Here is a 22,199-nt window from a genome sequence, read left to right on the forward strand (position 1 = left end):
ACGCTGCTTTCCATAAAGGTAAAGCTATACGGAAAAATAATTAAAGATGTTGGTCATACTTTACTTTACCTACCTCCTTATTCTCCTGACCTTAATCCCATTGAGAAACAACGGGCTCAGGCTAAACGGGTGCGATGTTCTACACATTGTTCAATTGACGCGCTACTCTTTACAACTGTTTTATAGTTAGTTGGCTATTTACCTAACAGCTCTTTTCTCTTATCCTAAGATTAACAAAAAAAAGTGTAAAAATTTATTTTTTTTAATAACATTTCAGGTGTAATTATTTGTTAAAAAAAAAATATTAGAATGAAAATACGAGTTCTAGTTCAATAAATAAATGAAAAAAAATATTATATGGTTTTTATTTTCTTTAAGTTGTTGCCTGATGGCTAATGATGATGAACGGAAAGAGTCTTCTGAAATAAGGGGTCCAAGTGTACAACAAAAGGTATTGGAAATAGAGAGATTAGGGCAGGTCAGGTGGGTAAAACTCTTTCAAGAAATTGAAGAGGCAAATCAATTCTTTCAAAGCATTGAAACAATAGAACCAATTGATATTTCCTCTGCTGAATTAAAAAATAACAAAGAATACCTATTTAATCTATTTGTAACCAAAAACAGAATAGAAGAGTATGGAAAAATTTTCAGCAATCTCTTAGAAAGAAAAAAAATTAGTTATGGAGAAAAAACTTTCAATAAAAATTCTGCTAAAAAAATTTTGAGTAGTTTTTTTACATCAACAATAAATGGAAAAAAAAATTTTCTTACAGATCAAGAGCTTGATCAAAGAATTATATATTTATTAGGAGCATTTTATCAAGATATGATAGAAATGAAGGCTTATTCTCTTGAGAAAAGTGTAGTGCATTTACGGAAAAATTATTCTGCTTTTTTAGAGGCTAACACATTGCTAAAAGAGTACGATAAAAAACGTGAAGAATTTTTCTCTATTATGAACAATATTAATATGAAAGATATGAAAGAAAAAATAACGGAAAATGTCCAAAAAAATGACACGAGTATAGCGAATGTAAGCGCAAGTAGAAAAAATTTATTTCAAGACGCAAAAACAACGCTCAACAGTTTCAAAAAAATGCTTTTATCAGCAAAAAAATTATTTCTGGCAATAAAATTATTTCACAGTCTAAACACTACAGTATCTGCTGATCTTTCTACTCTAGACACACAGTCCTTAAAAAATTCTCAAGATCGAATTAAAAAAGCTTTAGACAGAATAAAAACAACTGCAGAACTCACAGAAAAAATTTCAAAAAAACTAGAGGAAATTTGGGCGCTTAGTCGATAAAGTAAGTTAGCATTAATTAGCGAAAAAGAAATAAGAAAGTGTATCGTATCCTAGATCAAAATGTGGGATATTTTTTCATCTATTCCTTTTATATTCTCCTAGATCCAAGAATTTTTATAGAGTATTTAGATCTAAGGCGGAAAAAATATTCTACACTTTATGGATTCTGTGCATTTTTTTATGTTCCTGGATGGATAAAAGACAGCATTATCTTGAAATCAAGCTAAGGAATGGAGCGCGTTTATGAATCTTTGCTCTACCCAAGTTTTAAATAAAACAGTATGACAGGAGCCATGCGGTACCAGTAGTGCGGTGAGTTTTTTATTAATACAATTAATATAAATTTGAATAATATTTTAAATAATAATTTATATTAAATGTATTCTATATACTATTTGAAAATATTACTTAATTATTGATATAATACCAAAAATTAAGTAATATTTCCTGTACTTCATCGCTTCATATTAGTCTAAAATTTCTTAGTGGGGTTCAGATCAGAAGAATAGGGAGGTAAGAAAATCCGTCTGTAATCCAAAAATTTCATCAATGCTTGTCTTCTGCAATGTGTGAAATAAAGCATTGTATCACTGTATAACTTGGCTGATTGTGAGTGCCTTAATTAACCACTGTTCTTCCTACTTCAACGCTTGGGTGTTATAAGATTCGTTAAATATTTTAGGCGCAATGGATTTATTACAATACCCTAAATCAGTAAGAGGAGGATAAAGAATTTTTAGTTCACTCGGTTGCAAACATAAGAAAAAGAAGGAAACTACCAGAGATTACGTGGTATTTTTACTGACCTGTCGGTCTGATCTCATTTTCATTAAACACTCTAGGCACATAATGTAATCCAGAGTCAGGGAACCTATTAAAAAACAGCTCATCGAACATAAAAAATAGTGCAATGTTAATTTCCCATACAAATACGAGCTAAACTTTTTAAATGGTTAACATGATACTACTTTCTGGACGCCAGTACAAAAATACTTTACTGTCCCAGGTAATAGGGCGCTCTGCAAGACGCATCAAATTAGGCTGAGTAGCCAGAATCACATGTCCCGACGCAAGTGTTACGTAATAAATAGAGACATCGCCAAGATAGGCTACGTCCGTTACAACGCCTTGCGTTGTATTGGAGACTGGTTCAAATTCCTTGATAGAAAGCACAATTTTTTCCGGTCGAACTGTGACGTGTACATCAGCGCCGACAGGAGCACTAGAAGAGTAGGAGACCTCTAGTTCTTGATCCAACACAGGGCAATAAACGTATACATAATCTTCTGAAGTGGTCGTAACTTGACCTTTAAATACATTGATAGATCCTAGAAACTTTGCCACGGAAAGTGAATTAGGATATTCATAAATTTCTCCTGGAGTTCCTACTTGTTTGATACGGCCAGCCTCCATAATTCCAATACGAGAAGACATAGTCATGGCCTCTTCTTGATCGTGGGTAACCACCACAAATGTAATACCCAGTTGTTCTTGAATATTGACGAGCTCAAATTGAGTGCGCTCTCTAAGCTTTTTGTCTAAAGCTGCCATTGGCTCATCCAAGAGCAACACTTTTGGGGAACTGGCCAAAGCTCGAGCTAATGCTACCCGTTGACGCTGTCCTCCTGAAAGTTGAGAAGGTTTACGATGAATGAATTCTTTCATATGGACTAATTCAAGCATTTCTTCTACGCGAGATTGAATAGCATTAGTGGACCACTTTTGACTACGCAATCCGAATGCGATGTTATTCATAACGGTCATGTGAGGAAAGAGCGCGTAAGACTGAAACATCATATTAATGGGAAGCTGGTACAAAGGGGTTAAAGTAACATCAATGTCATCGACATAAATTTTACCTTTGGAGGGTTTTTCAAGACCTGCCAATAACCTTAGTAAGGTGGTCTTCCCACATCCAGAACCACCTAAGATAGAAAAGAATTCTCGAGAATAAATTTCTAAATCTAGGTCCTGAATAACTGGAACATCACCGTAATATTTGGAAACATCACAAATGCGAATTAAAGGTTTACCAAAAACTTTTGGTTTTTCTGATACAGATAAGTTCATGATTTTTTGTTAGTTCCTTAGAGTGCCCGCTGCCAGATTCGAACCGGCACGATCAAACAGATCGGCAGATTTTAAGTCTGCTGCGGCTACCGTTACGCCAAGCGGGCCTCTGCTTTGAATTATATCAAATTTTTTTTTAAAAGGAAGCCCCTAAAAGCCTAAGAAAAAAATATTCTTTTTTTTAAAGTGTTTTAATAGATTGTTTTTTGTACACTTTTAAAATAAGGTCTCACCACAAAATGAGTAGAATATTTATAACATTTTACACCATTTGCATAAATTAAATAAATACCTCTGAAGCAGTGTACAATAAAGAAAAGATAGAAGAAGAAACAAGACCAGCGCGTTGATAAGGGATGAAAACGATGTGTAGAGGTTGTATTAAATTATGTTAATATATTGTCAAAACCTCGGATTAAACTCAAGAAAGTAGATATAAAGGATAAACAGGCTCAACATTTTCAGGGACGTATAAGGTTTTCCATGTATACTTAGCGTCAGCAAGATATACAGATAGCAGTGTTTAAATCTAAATTTAGAAAGTATTGATGAACGTTCACTTTTTTTAAGCCAGATAGAACTAATGTTTAAAGAAGGTTCTATAAAATTCATAAAAGAAATTCTTTCTTAGTAGAATTTCTTTTATATGAAGCCTATTAAGATTTTTTAAACCTGCTTGATAAGCTTTCCTAAATCGTGCCGTCATAAGATATTTAACCAAGTAAAAAGTCATCTTATTTGAACAGAAGCGAGAAAAGGTATTATATTTTTGATCTATCGTGTTGTTTCCCTCTCCATAGTTTTAGATGCAGAGAAGCATTGTTCAAAAGATAGCTGTATTTTTAAATATAGTTGTCCTACGCTCTTTATTCTTTTCTATTGTGCTTTGGTAAAACAACAAAATTGACGTTTTATTTTATTAATTTATAAAAAATTTCATTGGTATCGTATTCTTTATCAGCAAGGAGATTGTGAATATCATTTCAATACTCTTTATTCTCTGGTGTGAAATAAGCAATGGTGACTGATAGAATAGTGACTATGATCTGCACTCCCAGACTTATTTACGACCAAATTTAGCTTCCTGTTGAGCTTTTTTTGGGGTGGTTAAGGCTCTTTACGTTTATCCCAGAAGATTCCTTATAACAGGGCTTTCATCGATCATAGATCATTTATAACCTGGATTTATAATCATTTTATCCAAAAGGTTTTGCGAAATACCTTTTGCGCTCCGTCTGCCGAGATTTGACTGTATATTCTTTCAATCGCCATAATTGGGAAAAGCATCTCTCTAAGAACCTGTATTCATGGATAAAAAGAGGGAGTATACGGAGGCTAAAAGGTAATCAGAATGAGTGATCCAAAGCATTGAATAGATCATGAATGAGCGCTAATTAACAATCATTTTGAATCGGGCAAGTATGGTAATAGAAGTAAACACCAGAAAAAAGAGCGGATTCTCATGGCGAATACTTCCGAAAGATTTTCCGCCATACTCCACTGTACATTCGTTTTATCAAAGATGCAAGATCAAAAGAATATGGGAAAAAGTAATAAGCGCGTTTGTCAAGATACGTCAAATAAAGGCTGGTGGAAGTGAACACCCGAGCTATCGCAGGATTGATTCACACAGTGTAAAAACTACCGGGGCTTGTGAACAACGAGGAATTGACAAAGGAAAAAATAAAGGAACCTAAACGCCATAGTGTTGTGGATACACAGGGTAATCTCGTGCATGCTACTGTTGATGACGCCAATCAACATGATACAGTAAGGGGGCGCAATATTGTTCAAAAGGCTCTGCCACAATATCCAACACTCAAAGGTGTTTGCGCCGATTCCGGGTATGGAAAAACTATGCTAGCGTTTGTGGGAAACGGTCTTAACAAGACAATTGAAATTTCAGAACCCCAAGATGGGCGATATTCGCCAAAAGATAGGTCGCTAAACGAATCTTTGCTTGGCTCAATCATTATCCAAGATTGTCTAAAGATTAGGAAATTACTATAGAAGCTGTCGAAAATAGGGTAATGATGGCTTATTTGACTGTAGTAAAAAAAATTCTCTCCCCAACAATTAAAAAGACCAGTCTTACAAGAATCGTTAAAAATCATCGTAGACATGGATTTATTATTGACCACGTCAGCTACTATGCAGTATCATTCATTTTTTTAATTATAATTCACTGTCTTAATTTTATAAAATTGAGTTTTTTTCGTATAGTCGTAAAGTATTTTATAACTTTAGATTCGTTTCCTGTTCTGGATCCAATATAAAAACATTAAAGTATTCCAAATACGGTAGCCAAAATCTGCTTTTTCTTTGAGGTGTGTACTCCAAAGGTTGCGAATAGCCTGTGCATGGAACCCTGCTTCATTTAAAGATTCTGAAGTCAGTAATGCGTCTGCCCACTGACGCAAATCTGTGCGTAACCAATGACCCAATGGAACACCAAACCCCATTTTTTTATTATGTACAACACACCGGGGAATCCATTTTAATGCCAACTGTCTTAATAAGTATTTTGATTGCCCTTGGTAAATTCGATGGTGTAAAGGAAGCGTCCAACCGTACTCAATAACGGTTTGGTCTAAAAAGGGACTGCGAACTTCTAGACCGTAGGCCATACTGGCTCGGTCTACTTTGGTTAAAATATCCCCGGGAAGATAGCTTAACATATCCCAATACTGCATAGATGCAATCGAATCCCATAAACGAGTCCCAGGAAAGGGAAGCGGAAATAAAGGTACTTTCCATAACCCTTTTGTGGGCTGTTGGGTACATATTTCCTTGTAAGATTCATAAAGATCGTCTGTTTTTAAGACTCGAAGCAGTGTTTTTACTTTTTGGCGTGATATCCAAGCGCAGCGTAGCCCTAGTGTACCGACAGCTTTTCTTACCCAAGAAGGAATCCAAGCCAATTTTCTTCTCAACATCTCCAGGGCAAAATATCGGGTATACCCAGCAAACGATTCATCTCCTCCATCTCCAGACAAACATACAAGAACACCATGACTTCTTGCTTGTTTACACAAAAAGGCTGTAGCGAGCTGAGAACTGTCCGCAAAAGGTTCATCCCAATACGCTTCAAAGAGTATATCTAATGCATCTTTTCCTGTCATATAAGTGGTAAGATGCTGTGTTCCGATGTGACGCGCCACCGCTTCTGCGCTATGAGCTTCATTGTATGCTTTGACCCCAAATCCGATAGAAAAAGAATGTACGGGAGTGTTTTTTTGGAGCTTCTGCATCATCGCAGTCACCAAGCCGCTATCAATTCCCCCAGACAAAAAAGCTCCTACCGGAACATCACAGATCATTCGTCGCTGTACATTATCCAATAACAAATTTTCTAAGATACGCAGTTGTTCTTCTGTAGAACGAAACGCTAAAGGTGTCTCATGGATTAGCGTTTTATGATCCCAGAAACAATGAGAGACCATAGAGCCTTGAAAAGAAATTTCCATTACAGTTCCTGGAACTAGTTTCTGAAAGCCCTCGTAAATCGCCAAGGGATCCATCACGTACCCTAACTGAAAAAAGCAAGATACTGCCTGCTGACATAGAGTACCTTTCCAACCAGGACAATGGTGTAATGCTTTAAGCTCTGAGGTAAATACAAAAAGTGATTCTACTTTCCCCCAATACAAGGGCTTTACCCCTACACGGTCTCTTGCTAAATATAAAGTTTTAGTCGCACTATCCCACAATGCAAAAGCAAACATTCCACGAAAACGACGACACGCCTCGACCGGTCCCCAAGCTTCACAGCCTTCTAAAAGAATTTCTGTATCACTTTGACCTTGAAGTGTAGAGAAAGTGTCTCGATAATCTAAAGCATTATAAACTTCTCCATTATAAATTATTACATAACGTCCAGAAGCAGAAACCATAGGCTGATGACCTCCAGGAGAGAGATCTAAAATCGATAATCGTCGATGCCCTAATACAATACCAGATTGGTCATCACTCCACATTCCGCCATCATCTGGACCTCTCCAACGCAATGCTTCACAGACTTGAGTTACAAACTCTCGCAAAGTTTCAGGATTGTAACGATGTTTTAAATCCCAAACACCTACGATACCACACATTTTTACAGATTTCTAAATAATATTCTAAATACTATGCGCTGTATAAGAAAAAAAAGTCAAGGGCGCAGCACGCCAAAGTAGGAGTACCGTATTTAAATCAAAAATTCCTAAAAGACTATTTTTGTGGTAAAAAAATAAAAGACATTCAACGAAAGAACGATAAGAAGAGAGTAATAAAAATAAGACTATTTTGAAGAGTGTGCTGAAAGAAATAAAAAAGCTTGAAAATAAGGGTAAACTCTATCCACGCTACGGCTTGAAGACTTTGTTTTTTAAATCCGGAGAGATGTCGCTGTGCGTTTGCTCAATAATATACGTCAAATCTTTACTAAAAAAGTCTCGACTTTCAGGTAAAATACGAAAAAATTCCTCGGATACAAAAACACAGGAAGTGTTGTCAATTTTATGAATAAACTGCATTAAATATTTGTCAGAACGCCCTTTACTGGAGATACCATTTGAGAGCGTGCGTGATGCCCAAAAATCGCTCTCCAGAGCCAAATTTTTTTCCATTCACAGAAGAATTTTTAATGTTCGTCTCCTTGCATAACCTCTTCCGAGGGTTCCTGAGGCTTCTGCACGAAATCTGAAGCAGCGCGAATTCACTTGAAGATAGCCTGAACAGAACTCTTAAAAGTCACGCCACAATAGGCGCCCCCTCCCCTAACTTGCACAGCGCAGGCCTCCCTCACAAGGTTTTATGGACGTACATTGGTATTCGAGATTTCCGAATCGATCGCACTAAAAGCCGTGAGGTGAAAAGCTTTTGTGTAATTCTTAAAGAAAAATTTCTGGAAACAAGTCATCGTTTAGTGATCTAAATCAATTTTATATTTTCATTTTATTATAAAAGCGTTCTTTAGGTAAATTTTTGAAAAATAAAACTTATTAGAGGATACTAAGCAATCGTTACTCAAAAACCCTAGAAAATTTTTAAATCATTGGCACATCACGTCATCCATAAGTGCGTAAAAATTAATTCACGCTGTTGAAAATGTGGCTTAACTTCTAGGCGTTACTTCCGTAGGTTTTATGAAAAACGAAGTGCTATAAGTATATCACCTGCTATGAAGTGCATTTCCTTAAGGTAGTTTTTCATTAAGACTATTTTATGTTAATAATTCAAAAAAATTCTTAGCACAAAAAACCTACTTTACTGAGTGTAGCGCTTCTCCAGGACGTAGATGAAGCTCTTTCCAACGCTCTAAAGGTAATGGACCGGGCGCCTGCATCAAAAGATCTTTTCCTTGTTGTGTCCAAGGAAACGCAATAACTTCACGAATATTTGGCGCTTCACAGAGTAACATAACCATACGTTCGATTCCTGGAGCTGCCCCTCCATGAGGAGGAACCCCATAACGAAAAGCATTAAGTAAGGCACCAAATTGACGTTCTACGTCCTGCGCATCATAGCCCGCTATTTCAAAAGCTTTTTGCATAATTTTTGGATCATGATTTCGTATAGCGCCACTGCACAATTCTACACCATTACAGACAATATCGTACTGAAACGCCTTAATATTCAAGGGTTCACAAGACAACAACGCTTTCATCCCTCCCTGGGGCATAGAAAATGGATTGTGAGAAAAAATAATCTGTTTCGTTACAAGATCCTGTTCATACATAGGAAAATCCACAATCCAACAAAATTGAAACGTTTTTTCTCCTAAAGGATTCAGCAATTTCCATACATGTACACGTAATTTACCTAGAAAATGTGCGCTTTCTTTACAAGATCCTGCCATAAAACATAGCCCCAATCCTTCTTCGTCTCCGAACATACTAGATAATGTGTATTGCTCTTCATCAGAAAAAAATTTAACCAAGGGGCCTTGCCATTTTCCTCCTTTGCGTACAATGTACCCCAATCCGGGAGCCCCCTGTTCCAGTGACCAAGCTTCCAGATTTTTTAAGAATTGGCGCGTTTGCTCCCCTAACCCAGGAACTTTTAATGCGCGCACCACACCTTTGTGAGATAATGCATCTCGAAAAGGAGAAAAAGTAGAACGGCTCAAAATAGAGGACACATTAAAAATTTTTAACGGATTACGTAAATCTGGTTTATCCGTCCCATAATCTTCAATAGCCTGATCATAAGAAATGCGGGGAAACCGATCTAACGGTACTTCCCAGCCTTTTGGTGCAAACTTTTGAAAGGTATTACGCAGCAGGGGCTCCAACACAGAAAACACATCTTCCTGTGTTACAAAAGCCATTTCCATATCTAGCTGATAAAATTCTCCAGGGGAACGATCCGCCCTTGGATCTTCATCTCGAAAACAAGGAGAAATTTGAAAATATTTATCAAATCCTGAAGCCATAAGAAGTTGCTTAAATTGCTGAGGAGCTTGAGGAAGTGCATAAAATTGTCCAGGATAAAGCCTACTGGGAACTACGTAATCTCGCGCTCCTTCCGGACTGGTTCCAGTCAAAATTGGTGTTTGAATTTCTAAAAATCCCTGTTTTTGCATATGGTCTCTTAAAAATTGGATGATATGACTTCGTAGCACGATTTGTTCATGAAGCTTAGGGCGGCGTAAATCTAAAAATCGATACTTCAGTCTTGTTTCTTCAGGAAAAGGGATATCGGAATTGACACTAAGAGGTAGGGGGTCTGCTTGAGATAAAATGACTGAAGACTGGATCTGTACTTCTATTGCCCCGGTTTCTATTTTTTCGTTAATAAGATGTGCTTGGCGCAGTACGACTTGTCCTTCTACGGATACTACAGACTCTAAGGGAGCATGTTCCAATATAGAAAACGCTGGACTAGAAGGATTAATAACACACTGAGCTATTCCGTAATGGTCTCGCAAATCAATGAACAAAAGCTGGCCATGATCTCGTTTACGATGAATCCAGCCTGAAAGCTTGACGATTGTTCCATCATGATGTGGTCTTAATGTCCCGCAATACTCTGTTCTATACAAAAAATTCATGAGGCGTACTCCTGATACTAGTAGCACAAGGGAAAAAAGCAAATGAATGGGATGTGCGCTCCCTTATGATAAAAAAATGTAGTTTTAATTTTACTCTTTGAATTAAATTCTATTTCGTAAAAACTCTATCCGTGAAGTCCTGTTCCTAAAGCACGCTCCCAAGGTTGATGATGATCTTGGAAAAGATAATGAGCCCAAATTTTGCTGTCTTGTCGAAATTGCTCTAGTCCTTTATCCGTTAAGGAATGTTGAAGCATCGCTTTTAACACAGAAAAAGGAAGTGTTGCGATGGGCGCTCCAGTAAAGAGTGCTCGACGTACTTGATCCATATTCCGTATGGAGGCTACCAAAAGTTGGGTAGAACATTTAGTTTCTTGAAGCATATGATGGATTTCTTTTATTACACTAAAAGCATCTTGCCCATCATCCTCAAGACGTCCCCAAAACACTGAAAGGTATGTAGCACCTGCCTGGGCTGCTAACAGCGCTTGATTCAAAGAAAAGCATAGCGTAACGTTTACAGAAATTCCCTTTTCTGCTAACCCACGACATGCTTTTAGACCTGCACCAGTTAATGGAACCTTTACAACAATCTGAGGAGACCACTGAGAAAACCACAGACCTTGTTGCACCATTTCATCAGTGGTTTCTCCGGTGACCTCAACGCTAACGGGAAGCCCAGGACCGGCATTGCAAATCGCTTTTATGTATTCCTTGAGAGAAATATTAAACTGCCCCCCTCTAGATCCATCTGCTTCTTTCGCTAAAAGAGAGGGATTCGTTGTAATTCCCCGAATAATTCCCAACTGTACACTATCAGAAATTTCTGTGATGGAAACACTATCTAGAAAAAATTTCACCGAGTTTTTTTCCTCTTATTTTCCTTAATTTTTTCTATGGTACCACCTATTTGGATTAAATAGAAGAGGATTCAAAAGGCTTTCAAGAAAAAACTATTCGCTTTGAACAATTAATAAATTAATATTCAGCTGTTCACATTGTTTATTTTAATAAATAAATATTTTTTTGAATCAGTATTGTTCATCAGAAAAAAAATTGCTGAAGAGGAATATGGTGTATCTAATCCTTGACTACATTTAAAAATCAAGATTAAAAATGAGCTACGAGATGAAAAAATTTTAGGGACTAGGGAATAGATCCTGTAGTTCTAATCATAACAACTTTTAGATGGGGCAGAATCAGTTTTTGAGATTAACGATATCAGCGATAATATTCAAATTAATGGCGAACCTTTTGCATTATTTTGTAGACTTCAGCCAATACATAATTTTGGGCTGAGCAAAACCACGGTCAACATTTTTCTGGGAATTTTTTTCTTGAGTGGATGCCGTTTTTTCTTACCGCCGTAATAAGGGTTTTATTTGCACACAGAGCGTAGGTTTTAGAACCTGTCTCAATGGATTTGCCTCAACGTTAAAGCAATCGCTGAGATACGGAGGATGTTTTCAGAATAGATACATTTTTGCTCAAAATCCTTGGAAAGACACCGTGCCCAGTTGAGCCAGGCGATGGTGCGCTCAACGATCCAGCGCTTTGGCTGAATCACAAACTGCCCTGTGATTTTTGATGAAAATGTGACTGAACGCTTATGCAAACGCGTCACAACTTCCTCAAAAAATTTTCTGTAACCCAGGTTAGCCAACAGTCTCTTCACATCTTTCTGTTGTCTCAAAACGATATCCGCCAGCACGGCCCCGCCCTTGGAATCCTGGATATTCGCTGCGTGAACGAGTACTTGGTGAAGGTTGCCTTGCGTGTCCACGACGATCTTGCGCTTACGCCCCTTGACCTTTTTTTCCCCCATCAAAGCCGCGTTGTTCGCCTTTTCTAGAGGTTTTTACGCTTTGTGCATCGATGATGAGGAGGCTTGGATGCTCATTTCGGGCACTTTTCAGACGCTTGATTTTCACCAAATCGGCCAGAACTTTTTCCCAAATTCCGAGCTTTGACAGGCGTCGAAAATATCCATAAACCGTCTTCCAAGGCGGAAAATCCTTAGGCAACATGCGCCACTGACACCCCGTTTTGACGACGTACAAAATCCCATTCACAAGACTGCGACGGCTATGAACCGCGCAGTTTCCATACTTTCCTGTGGCAAAATGATCCTTGATCAACTCCCAATCTCGGTCCCTTAAATCACTTGGATAAACCATAAATCCTCCCTTTTAGAAGATTTATATCAAATCCAGCCTAATCTTTAAATACATTCATTGAGACCAGTTCTTAGAGTGTCTTCTAAAAAGCACTCAATGTTCTTTTAACTTAAAGTGGGTTCTTTTTTGATGGGCTATATATTTGTTTTATATCTTGGATACTAAAACAAGCATGTCTTTAAAGGGTGATGTGAAAGTATGTCCAGGTTTTTTATAATAACCTAGACTCTACTTTTTCTAAAAACAAGATCGTTTTCCTGACTTGTCTTTTATGCGTGTTGCCGTGTCACATCAAATAGAGTGAACGTTCAACGTTTTAAATTTGATCCTTACGCACAAAGTCTAATGCACAGTATGGTATCTCCATAAATAATTTATTTTATTTTTTCTACATAAGATCTTCTTTTTCCTAACTTGCTTCCAAATATTTAAAGTCTTTCTTTTATACCTAAATCCCAAAAGCTTTAGTCTTTTATGAATGGCAGAATGGCTAACATCGAACTCTTTTTCTGTTTTTTGTAGGGATTTATTAGGCATAGGCTTAACATAAGTAGTTTAACCCACCTAGATTTATTTTTTTACTACACCTTTTGGGTTTTACTAAAACGCACTTTTTTTCCCTGCACCTTGCGCACTCACTGGTAACAACATTCTTTCTAATTAAAAATAATGCAGCTACTGATTTTTAATGAGTCCCTAATTTGACATGTGCTATGACTGCTAATCTTAGATCACTGCTTTATATTTTCACTTTTATTAAATCATCAATACGCTCTGATAATGGTGCTAAAGAAAAAATATATTTTTTTATATAAACTAATTACGCTACTAAACACTGCGCTATCGGACATTCTTCCAGCTATCATGCATATGAATCATTCCTAAAGGTTTATGCTCAGAACTTACAACAAAAACAAATGTAATTTTATAATGTTCCATAACCTTCAGTGCATCCTCTACGATGGCGTGAGCCGGTACGGTTTTAGGATTTTTCTTCATAATATCTGAAGCAAAATAAGGAGTAATATCTCCTAAATTTACGCAAGCCCGTCGCACATCGCCATCTGAAATGACGCCAACCAGCTGTCCTGCTTCATTTAATACCCCTGCACATCCAAGACGTTTTTCACTCATAATCATTAAAGTTTCCATAGTGGGTGTCGTCAGTGTAACCAAAGGGAGATCATTGCCCGAACTCATAGTTTGGGTAACAGGCGCCAGCTTGAACCCTAAAGCACCATGGGGATGATGGGAACGATACTGTTCTAAAGTTATATTGCATTCTAATGCGCTTACCAAAATATCTCCCAGTACCAGCATGACCAATGAAGATGTACTGGGGACACACCCTAGAGGACCCGCTTCTTTAACCTGCGGAAGAAGCAAGGTCGCTGTAGCTATTTGAGCTAAGCGCTTCGAGGGGAACGCCGTCATAAGGATAGAAAATATATTTTTTTCCTGAGTAAACGATAATATCGGAATAAGCTCAGTAGATTCCCCTCCATAAGATCCTGCTAAAATTATATCATGTTCTTTCAATCCACCCAAATCTCCATGAGCACCTTGGATGGGATCTAGAAATTGAGAAGCCAAACCAACGGAGGCAAAGCTACTAGAAATTTTTTGTAAAATAAAAGCACTTTTTCCAATACCCACACATATAATACGCCCCTTTGTGGTGTGTAATTTGTTTATACAGTAAGGAAGATTTTCTGGAAGAGATTTAGCCATTTCATAAAGTGCTAAACTGTGGGTGTAGACAACAGACAAGGGATTATACATAAAAACACCTTAAAGCTACGTAAAATTAATCCAACACACGCTAAACATCATCATAATCGTTCAATTAATTTTTATACGAAATACAGCCTTTCGCAAAAATCAAATAAAAAAAATACTTTCCACACCTAAGCCTATCATATATTTTATTCCCATTTTCCCCATAAAGACTTAGGAATATAAGGCTTCAATTCTAAAAAAAGCATGGAAAATAACGGCTGATCTCTCCTCGTATCGTACCATCCATTGCGCTGACCATCAAAACTAAAATGCCATCCTCCAGAAAGAGGAGAAGAAAGCCAAATTTGCTGCAACGCATCATGTCGATGAATCAAATACACCGAAGGTACTCCCGGAATACGCACTTCCATAACGCCCTCTCTTTCATTGATATCCCAATGAAGTATTTCTTCGAAGTCATGAAGACGAAAGAAAAGTTCATTTAAAAGGGCTTGCGCAGACTCTAAAAATGTGTACAAATAATATAAAGCTTTTTAGTCTCTGGTGACAAGAATAAAATACTTTGTTTGTAATTTCAACTCTGCTTTTAAGCTTATCTTGTCCAAATGCTTGAATATAGAACGTCCTTGCCCTAAAATAAAAAAAAGTAAGAAAATTTAAGTATGGCGCGTCCCACGTATATAGTCCTTTCTCAAGAAAATTTACGTTACAATTTGTCCACTATACGGGCGCGTTATCCCCTATGTAAAGTTATTGCTATGGTAAAAGCCAACGCCTATGGTCATGGAATCCGCAGAGTCTCTGGTATTTTAGAAGGGCATGTAGAGTATTTTGGCGTTTCAAGTATAGATGAGGCCCTAGTTTTACGTAATTTTTCTGTTCAAACTCCTATTATTTTAATGGAGGGTGTGTTTTGTCCCTCTGAGTTTATGTTGGCTTGGAAACATGGACTTTCGGTCGTGTTTCAATCCTCTCAACAATGGGAATGGTTTAAAGCAGCTCCTGTACCTGTAAAAGCGTGGTTAAAAATAGATACTGGAATGGGACGCTTAGGGTTTACTCTTCTAGAGGCAGAACGGATATACGAAGAAATGTACCATCATAACTCTATCGAGGCCCCCTTTGGAATAATGTCTCATTTTGCCTGCGCAGATATTACAGGACACCCCATGAATGTTTTACAATACCAAGCATTTTCTAAATTTTTAGAGGGAAAATCTGCCATTAAAAGTTTGGAAAATTCTGCGTCTTGTTTGATACCCCAGGGAAAGATTAGTGACGTCGTCCGCCCTGGGTTGCTTTTGTACGGATGCAGTCCATTTCCAGAACACAGTGCCCAGGCTCTAGGATTAAAACCGGTTATGTCTTTAACCAGTCAACTCATTCGGGTTTTTCAGGCAGAGCAAGGGCAAACTTTAGGCTATGGCGGAAGATATGTCTGTAAAACTTCTATGCCTGTGGGAGTAGTCGCCGTAGGCTATGGAGATGGTTATCCTTCTACAATTCGTGATGGTGCTCCAATTTTGGTGAATAATGCATTGTGCAAAATTGCAGGGCGTATCTCTATGGATATGTTAACCGTAGATTTGCGTGGGATGCCTTATGCTCGAGTGGGAGATCCGGTCACGTTATGGGGCGAAGCATTACCATTGGAAGAGCTCTTACCCTACACCCATGAACATATATGGAGCATCTTGGCAGGTATCCAGAATCGTCCAAAAAGTCTTTGGGTTTAAAGATAAAGTGAGCACCGTACTTTAAGAAAAAAGCAGGTTTCCTCAAAAATCTCAAGGTCGTACACAAATAAGTTTAACGCATTCTGATGAGGGCACCCACGAAACTTAAATCTTGTGATACAATAAAATACAACCATCACCCTAGATAGTGTCGTTACGAGATATTGAGCCAAAGGGTAAGACAGCGTATTTGGGCGGCTGCAAGAAAGGAGGAGCTGTTTTTGGCGTATCGCGTGGCGATGCCTCTCCATCGCTTAAGATGCAAGAAGGTATTTCTTTGTCATAGAAGCACTGTTCTTTTCCCTTCTTTTTTGCAGGAATCATCGCTTGAATGGTTTGACTGTTTGCCATGTCTAGTACAGCATCTGAATCATAGCCTTTGTCGGCTAAAAGACCTTGGGCGTTTATGCCCTCAATAAAAGCCTCAGCCTGTGTACAATCAGCTGTGCTATCTTCTGTAACAAGGATTCGCACTGGCATACCAGTTGCATCCACGGCTATATGTATTTTGGAATTGAGCCCCCTTTTGTTCGTTCCATGACTTGGTTTCCATCACGCGCTCCTGCTGCATGAGGGTGTACTTTGATAGGGCTTGCATCAAATCATGAGCCACTCAAAATCAGGCTCCATCACAAGTGATTCTAACACCCCTTGCCAAACGCCTTTGTCCCGCCATCTGCAAAAGCGTCGATGCGTGTTTTTTCAGTGGCCATAAGTCAGGAGGTAAATCTCTCCAGGGTGCGCCAGTGCGCAATATCCAAAAGACGGCGTTGATAAAAAGCTTTTACATTTATTGTTCTTATCATAGAACTGTTTTAACTATGGTGACAAGCCCCAGATAAACGTTCTTCGACTCAAAATGCATCAATACTTGCAAAATCTAATACGTTATCTAAACCTTATAATGGCTTCGAGTCTCCTATACAATAAATGAATATCCTTCGTCAGAATAATGCTTGACTGGTACAGAAAAACCATTTAACTAAGGATAGCTTTTTGGTTCACAGCACTTTAATAGATTATAGGATTTTAAGGATTTTTTAAGGTATGCTTTCCAATGATATTCTATAATATTTTATGTTCATGGATCTTTGTGTCAATTCTATTTTCTTTACCTTGAGTCAGGCGCACAAAATTCTTTTTGTGCGCGAAAAAAATAATACCCCCTAAAGTCATGGTGAACAGCGTAAACAAAGCATCAAATCGCGTCAACGATCCTCCCACTATAACTGTTACTGTAGCGATAATACTGGCAAGTACTGCATACCGAGTATACCGTGCTAATACAAACCATAGTACCATGGAAATTCCAATCCAATAAGGAATAAACGGGAACAAGGCGCCTGCCCCTGTGGCCACTCCTTTTCCTCCTTTGAATTTCAAAAAGCATGACCAAATATGTCCTACAACACCACTGAGCGCAACCCCCATCGCTAAAGAAACGCATCCTAAGCCCTTAAGCACACAGAGTACAGGCACCATACTTTTTAATATGTCTGCAAAAGCTACACAAACTGCACATTTCCAGCCCGCACTTCGATACACGTTGGTGGTCCCAGAGCTTCCCGATCCCCATTTTCTAGGATCAACATTCTTCCAAATTTTAGGAATAATTAGCCCAAAAGGAATGCTTCCTAGAACGTATCCAAGCACAATCCAAAAAATACTTATGTACCAATTAGAAAAACTTCCCTTCACAATATTGTTCAAGAAAAACATTGTATTCTACTCCCTAGAGTAATAATGCACTTAGGACTTTATTTGAAATGAGCTGCCACAACTACACTGTCCATCAGAATTCGGATTTAAAATAACAAACTGACTCATCATAAGAGTTTCTTGATAATCAATAGTGCTCCCTTGAATATAGGCAAGAGAACGCTTATCTGTCACAGCAGACACACCAGCTTGAGTGATGCATATATCTTCAGAATTTTTTTCCATAACCTTAGGATCTTCTAAGGAGAGTACGTACTGGAATCCGGCACATCCACCACCAGTAACACGAACTCGTAACACCACTGGTGCTCCTCTAGCGTGTTCCACCTGTTTTAGCTGAGCAGCACCTCGCTCTGTAAAAATAAGTACTGCTTCAGAGGAGTTATTCATAAGAAACTTACCTTTTGGGATTGCATTTTTTTATACATTCAGTTAAAGTTTTTAGAAACATTTTTAATTAGTATAATGAGAAAAAAATTAAATAAGGCTGTCTTTTATTGTGCCACAATAAGCATGTCAAATCTAGGTGGTAGCGCTAAAAAAATAACGGAATCTATTAAAAAAGAAACACGGGATACTGTGGGTGATATGTGCACCTTAAACCCTGTACCTATTAACTTCCAGGAAACCTCTTCTTTTTTTAAGAAGTCTTTTGAAGAGGGTACAAATTTTACTATGTATCGTGTAGACCACACGTTTCATGCGCAAAGATTAGTCAACCCCAGAGCACCTAAAGGAGGGCTTATCCGATTGGCAATGGTGGCACCTTCTTTTACCTCTTTAGATCCGTTCGTATCCATCAGTGTTCCGCCTGGACTCTACTCAGCCTATGTTCCTGGTATGGCTATTTCTTCTCTTATGATGCGATGTTGGGAGTGTCCTTTTCACATGATTCCCTATTGTGCTCAAAAAATTCGTAAAGCAAAAGATAATTCTTGGATTACGTTTTATCTTGATCCTAACGCGCGCTTTCATGATGGACGCCCTATAACTGCTCAAGACGTTTTGGCGACCTTTAACTATTTTTGTCGCTATGGATCTGCTCATCGTAAGCGAATTGGAACAAAAATTTCTCGTATTTCGGTAGAAAACACTAGAACGATTACGTTTTATATCGCTCCTATCGAAGAAAAATCGGGGTGTAGTCCCCGTTACGACCCCGAGTTTCCTTTAGTCATTGCAGGACTTCCTGTGCTGTCTGAAGAGGATCTTCGTCATAGAAACGGTGTTGAAAATTTAATGAATCCCTTAATGGGCAGTGGTCCCTATCGGTTGCGTCAACATACAGACCATGTCACGATTTACGAAAGAGTTCCGGATTTTTGGGGCAAGAATCTTCCGCAGTTTCAAGGAATTGCCAATGCGGATACCCTCCACTATAGACGATTTCTTACAAAAGAGGCAGCTTTTGCAGCATTTCGCAGAGGGGAAGTAGATGTATGGATAGAAGATAATCCCCATCAGTGGGAAAATTACGCCTCTTTTCCTGCCCAGGGTTCTTCCATAAAAATTCATAAAATTATTCACAATGAACCCATAGGAATGATGGGATTTTTTTTGAATAGCAAGCGTCCTTTATTTCGAGATATTCGAGTTAGACAGGGAATCAGCGCAATATTAAATTTAAAATTTTTAGATTTCCAGCGTATTCTAGGAAAGCAATCTTGTCGTATCCGTAGTTTTTTTCAAGGTACTCCCTATGCTGCGTTAGAGCCATTAAGCCCTGAAGAACAGGCCCTACTTTTGACTCTTCCTCTACCTCTTACAGATATTTTTGGCCCGACGCTCCAAAGCAAAAAGGCAATCTCAGATCATTTCAAAATTTCGGGATGGCGATTAAAAAATAATCTTTTACAAAAAGATGGAGTCCCTATGTCTTTTACCATTACGGTCAAGAGAAAGGAAGAAAAAGTGTGGGCTGGACGATTTTCTATATACCTAAAAGATTTTGGTATTGACGCCCAAGTAAAAGAAGTAGATGAGACAGCGTATTATCAAAAAATTTCACAAAAAGACTTCGATGTAGTGGTGGAAGAACGGAGAATTTCTAATTCCCCCGGTGCTGAACAAGTCTATTACTGGACTTCAGAACATGCAGGTCCCCAGGGTAAAAATTATTCTTGTATTCAAGATCCTAATGTTGATTTTGCCTGTCAGAACATGATGTTATCCTTGAATAATCAGAAAAAATATGAATTATGGCTTCGTATTTTAGATCGTATCCTTAAACGTGGTTGTTATGTTTTACCTTTACATTACTATACCACTAAAATTATTGCTCATTGGAAGCATATTGGAATCCCCGATCCTATACATCATATTCCAGATTCTTCTCCTGTTACCTCTTATTGGAGCATTTTTCAAACACATCCGTAACGAAAAACGAGTTTTTTCTTTTCAACAGGCTCTCGGGAGCAATCCCAAAGCCTTATTCTTCTTGTTCTGAATTTCTTTGGGTAGGATCGGACTTAAATACGGGTTGAAGATAGTAGCAAAAACTCATAAGATCAGATTCTTCTATCGTAAGAACAATATTAAAATTTCTATAAAAATCTAAATCAATAATATTAGTCATTTTTTTTGAGCTGGGATTCATTATTTTTATTGTATTCGAAAAATTTTAAAATAAAATTATTTTGATTTTTTTGTTTTTTATTTCTTTTTATTGATATTTTCGATTTTTTTTTCTGGATAAGATCTTGGGTAAGAATCTTTTTCCACAGGACGTAACTTTCCTTTCATACCACAGCCCATAAGCATAATTAGAAAAAGTATTTTTGCACTCCATAAAAGAATGGGGGTTCTCATTTTCTCTTCTTGAGATTAAATTTGTATTATGCTACCTTAAAAAAAAGGAAAACAAAAGTTTTAAAAGTGAAAAAAAAAGTATTTAATAGATTCATTACTTTGATTGCTATCAGTTTTTTTTGGTTAGATGCCCCGAAGGGAGCTCAGGATCCTCTTGCTAAAGATATTATGGAAGACCTGGATAAAGATTTAGTAGACCTACCACAACTCTCTCCCCCTCTAAGGAAAAAGTCTTCCATAAAAAAGACTAGACTAGAAGCCTCCAAATCTTATACATTGTATCAAGAATTACGATTCTCTTCTATGGAGGGAAAAAAAATTTTAACCTTAAAAGAATATTCCTATAAATTACCCATTTTACTGATCTTTTGGGGCTCTTTTTGTGGACCCTGTTTAAGAGAATTTCCCAGTTTAGAGCGCTTAGCAAGCTTGATGCCAAATTTAAAAATTGTCTGTGTTGCGATAGACGGCCCTAATGACATTACTTCTACCCTTCCCTTATTTTATATCAATCAGGGGAAAAATAATCAAGATTTTTTAGCAAAATATCGCGTTCAAAGTATTCCCGCTTTCTTTTTGTTTGACGCCGCGGGAAAGCTTTTGTGGAATGGTGTAGGTGCTAAAGAATGGGACAGTGTTCCGGTAATAAATACCTTGAAGACTTTTATACACCCCTCCACAAAAGAAAGAAACTTTAAACAAAAACGACGTAAAAAAAATCTGTATAGAAATAAAAATTTTCGATAGCAGCCAAAAAAAATAGTTTGAAAACATAAAATATGAGATTTTTGTTGAGAAATTAGCTAAAAAGAACTCTTATGAACAATGACTAAGTAATAAAAGAATTAATGGTCTTCAAAGGCATCTTTCCAGCTAGCAAGTAACAGAACTTATTTTGAAGTGTTTCACTGTACTTCCCTAGCTTTTCTCGTAGCCGCTTAAAGTATGGAATGAAATCCTGCCAGAAGACTATTTTTAATAAGGTATTTCTTTCAGGCCATTCCAACGTTTTTATCTGCTTGGCTGCTTTGATGCGTGATGTTAACCGTGAGTGCGCAGCCCTAAATATCATTGATTCAGAAAATGATCCTAGTTTTTATAAATTTCTTGAAAGCGTTTTCTTACATTCAAGGTTCTCATTGATTGTAGATTCATTGTACTGAAAGGAACGCTTTTAGCGTTCTGATGTACCGTTAACTGCTGAACATTTTTTAAGAAAAAACAATGCTAGGGTGTGTCATCACGAGATTTTGAGTGCATAGTAGTAATGCGATAATCGTTTATTATGAATGAGAACAGCAAAAAATGGAGTTAAGATGATGGACTAAAGTCACCGTAGACATGATATAAGCGATAAATTATGAAGCAAAATAGAAGGGTATTTTTCTGGTAGCGTAAGAACTGGGGCGGGATTGCACCGCAATAATGTGAATCTTTAGAACGAGTGCATCCTGGCGAGATTTACCACCAGATTATGGTCATTAGAACCATGTACACAGGCAGTTTTGTAGAGGGCGTGACAAGGAATTTACTTGGGATCTTCGTAGATGATCCTGATTTTGAATGGTTCATGATAAATTCTACTTTTGTCAAGACCCATAAGGCTA

General features: G+C 37.6%; 19 protein-coding genes, 1 tRNA gene and 1 pseudogene. 7 read left to right on the forward strand and 14 right to left on the reverse strand.

Translation table 11 applies throughout. The features are described 5' to 3' along the window. Window positions 1–186: transposase (locus HCUR_RS07670; protein WP_207760853.1), on the forward strand; the 186-nt coding region annotated here is incomplete at its 5' end. A 154-nt stretch (window positions 187–340) separates the two neighbouring features. Next, window positions 341–1,309 carry a hypothetical protein gene (locus HCUR_RS01355; protein WP_104206412.1) on the forward strand — a complete coding sequence of 323 codons (969 nt, stop codon included), beginning with the start codon at window positions 341–343 and terminating at the stop codon, window positions 1,307–1,309. A gap of 945 nt (window positions 1,310–2,254) precedes the next feature. Here HCUR_RS01355 and HCUR_RS01365 read toward each other — a convergent pair. Continuing rightward, window positions 2,255–3,379: an ABC transporter ATP-binding protein gene (locus tag HCUR_RS01365; RefSeq protein WP_104206414.1), complete on the reverse strand. Its 1,125-nt coding sequence runs from the start codon at window positions 3,377–3,379 to the stop codon at window positions 2,255–2,257. A gap of 23 nt (window positions 3,380–3,402) precedes the next feature. Next, a tRNA-Leu gene (locus HCUR_RS01370) sits at window positions 3,403–3,486 on the reverse strand. A gap of 1,299 nt (window positions 3,487–4,785) precedes the next feature. Between HCUR_RS01370 and HCUR_RS01375 the strand changes: the two genes are divergently transcribed. Both HCUR_RS01375 and HCUR_RS07675 read left to right on the forward strand, forming a co-directional pair. Beyond that, window positions 4,786–5,076: a transposase gene (locus HCUR_RS01375; protein ID WP_129591820.1), complete on the forward strand. Its 291-nt coding sequence runs from the start codon at window positions 4,786–4,788 to the stop codon at window positions 5,074–5,076. Further along, window positions 5,033–5,389, forward strand: a complete 357-nt coding sequence (locus tag HCUR_RS07675) for a transposase (protein WP_279337420.1) — start codon at window positions 5,033–5,035, stop codon at window positions 5,387–5,389. The genes HCUR_RS01375 and HCUR_RS07675 overlap by 44 nt, the downstream gene beginning before the upstream one ends. A 233-nt stretch (window positions 5,390–5,622) precedes the next feature. On the opposite strand, the gene asnB is transcribed toward HCUR_RS07675, so the two are convergent. The 8 genes from asnB to HCUR_RS01420 all read right to left on the reverse strand — a co-directional run bounded on the left by asnB (window position 5,623) and on the right by HCUR_RS01420 (window position 14,847). Beyond that, complete coding sequence (asnB, locus tag HCUR_RS01385) at window positions 5,623–7,473, reverse strand: asparagine synthase (glutamine-hydrolyzing) (RefSeq protein WP_104206416.1); 1,851 nt, start codon at window positions 7,471–7,473, stop codon at window positions 5,623–5,625. Between the two features lie 249 nt (window positions 7,474–7,722). Continuing rightward, window positions 7,723–7,986 carry a protein kinase family protein gene (locus tag HCUR_RS01390; protein WP_104206417.1) on the reverse strand — a complete coding sequence of 88 codons (264 nt, stop codon included), beginning with the start codon at window positions 7,984–7,986 and terminating at the stop codon, window positions 7,723–7,725. A 635-nt stretch (window positions 7,987–8,621) separates the two neighbouring features. Next, window positions 8,622–10,412, reverse strand: a complete 1,791-nt coding sequence (gene aspS, locus HCUR_RS01395; RefSeq protein WP_104206418.1) for an aspartate--tRNA ligase — start codon at window positions 10,410–10,412, stop codon at window positions 8,622–8,624. A gap of 125 nt (window positions 10,413–10,537) precedes the next feature. Continuing rightward, window positions 10,538–11,272 carry a transaldolase family protein gene (locus HCUR_RS01400; RefSeq protein ID WP_104206419.1) on the reverse strand — a complete coding sequence of 245 codons (735 nt, stop codon included), beginning with the start codon at window positions 11,270–11,272 and terminating at the stop codon, window positions 10,538–10,540. A 554-nt stretch (window positions 11,273–11,826) separates the two neighbouring features. Beyond that, window positions 11,827–12,237: a transposase gene (locus HCUR_RS08985; RefSeq protein WP_104206420.1), complete on the reverse strand. Its 411-nt coding sequence runs from the start codon at window positions 12,235–12,237 to the stop codon at window positions 11,827–11,829. After that, the gene (locus HCUR_RS08990) at window positions 12,209–12,589 is read right to left on the reverse strand and encodes a transposase (RefSeq protein ID WP_104206421.1); all 381 of its coding nucleotides are present in this window, start codon (window positions 12,587–12,589) and stop codon (window positions 12,209–12,211) included. The genes HCUR_RS08985 and HCUR_RS08990 overlap by 29 nt, the downstream gene beginning before the upstream one ends. An 840-nt stretch (window positions 12,590–13,429) precedes the next feature. Then, window positions 13,430–14,371: a CBS domain-containing protein gene (locus HCUR_RS01415; protein WP_104206422.1), complete on the reverse strand. Its 942-nt coding sequence runs from the start codon at window positions 14,369–14,371 to the stop codon at window positions 13,430–13,432. A gap of 143 nt (window positions 14,372–14,514) precedes the next feature. Beyond that, the gene (locus tag HCUR_RS01420; RefSeq protein ID WP_104206423.1) at window positions 14,515–14,847 is read right to left on the reverse strand and encodes a frataxin family protein; all 333 of its coding nucleotides are present in this window, start codon (window positions 14,845–14,847) and stop codon (window positions 14,515–14,517) included. 144 nt (window positions 14,848–14,991) lie between these two features. Between HCUR_RS01420 and alr the strand changes: the two genes are divergently transcribed. Beyond that, window positions 14,992–16,065: an alanine racemase gene (gene alr / locus HCUR_RS01425; RefSeq protein ID WP_104206424.1), complete on the forward strand. Its 1,074-nt coding sequence runs from the start codon at window positions 14,992–14,994 to the stop codon at window positions 16,063–16,065. 154 nt (window positions 16,066–16,219) lie between these two features. On the opposite strand, the pseudogene HCUR_RS09455 reads toward alr, so the two are convergent. The 3 genes and pseudogenes from HCUR_RS09455 to HCUR_RS01440 form a co-directional block, all read right to left on the reverse strand. Further along, window positions 16,220–16,843 (reverse strand): annotated as a pseudogene (locus tag HCUR_RS09455) (IS5 family transposase); the annotation flags it as partial. 287 nt (window positions 16,844–17,130) lie between these two features. Beyond that, window positions 17,131–17,784, reverse strand: a complete 654-nt coding sequence (gene plsY, locus HCUR_RS01435) for a glycerol-3-phosphate 1-O-acyltransferase PlsY (protein ID WP_104206425.1) — start codon at window positions 17,782–17,784, stop codon at window positions 17,131–17,133. A 30-nt stretch (window positions 17,785–17,814) separates the two neighbouring features. Next, window positions 17,815–18,174, reverse strand: coding sequence for a HesB/IscA family protein (locus HCUR_RS01440; RefSeq protein ID WP_104206426.1), 360 nt, complete (start codon window positions 18,172–18,174; stop codon window positions 17,815–17,817). A 123-nt stretch (window positions 18,175–18,297) separates the two neighbouring features. On the opposite strand from HCUR_RS01440, the gene HCUR_RS01445 reads away from it, so the two are divergent. After that, window positions 18,298–20,160 (forward strand): ABC transporter substrate-binding protein, encoded by a 1,863-nt coding sequence (locus HCUR_RS01445; RefSeq protein WP_165780617.1) that lies wholly within the window; start codon window positions 18,298–18,300, stop codon window positions 20,158–20,160. A gap of 276 nt (window positions 20,161–20,436) precedes the next feature. Here HCUR_RS01445 and HCUR_RS08190 read toward each other — a convergent pair whose 3' ends face one another. Next, window positions 20,437–20,592, reverse strand: coding sequence for a hypothetical protein (locus HCUR_RS08190; RefSeq protein WP_165780619.1), 156 nt, complete (start codon window positions 20,590–20,592; stop codon window positions 20,437–20,439). 66 nt (window positions 20,593–20,658) lie between these two features. Between HCUR_RS08190 and HCUR_RS01450 the strand changes: the two genes are divergently transcribed. Continuing rightward, window positions 20,659–21,339: a TlpA family protein disulfide reductase gene (locus tag HCUR_RS01450; protein ID WP_129591822.1), complete on the forward strand. Its 681-nt coding sequence runs from the start codon at window positions 20,659–20,661 to the stop codon at window positions 21,337–21,339. Window positions 21,340–22,199 lie beyond the last annotated feature (860 nt).

This window comes from Holospora curviuscula, assembly GCF_002930195.1.
GTDB lineage: Bacteria > Pseudomonadota > Alphaproteobacteria > Holosporales > Holosporaceae > Holospora > Holospora curviuscula.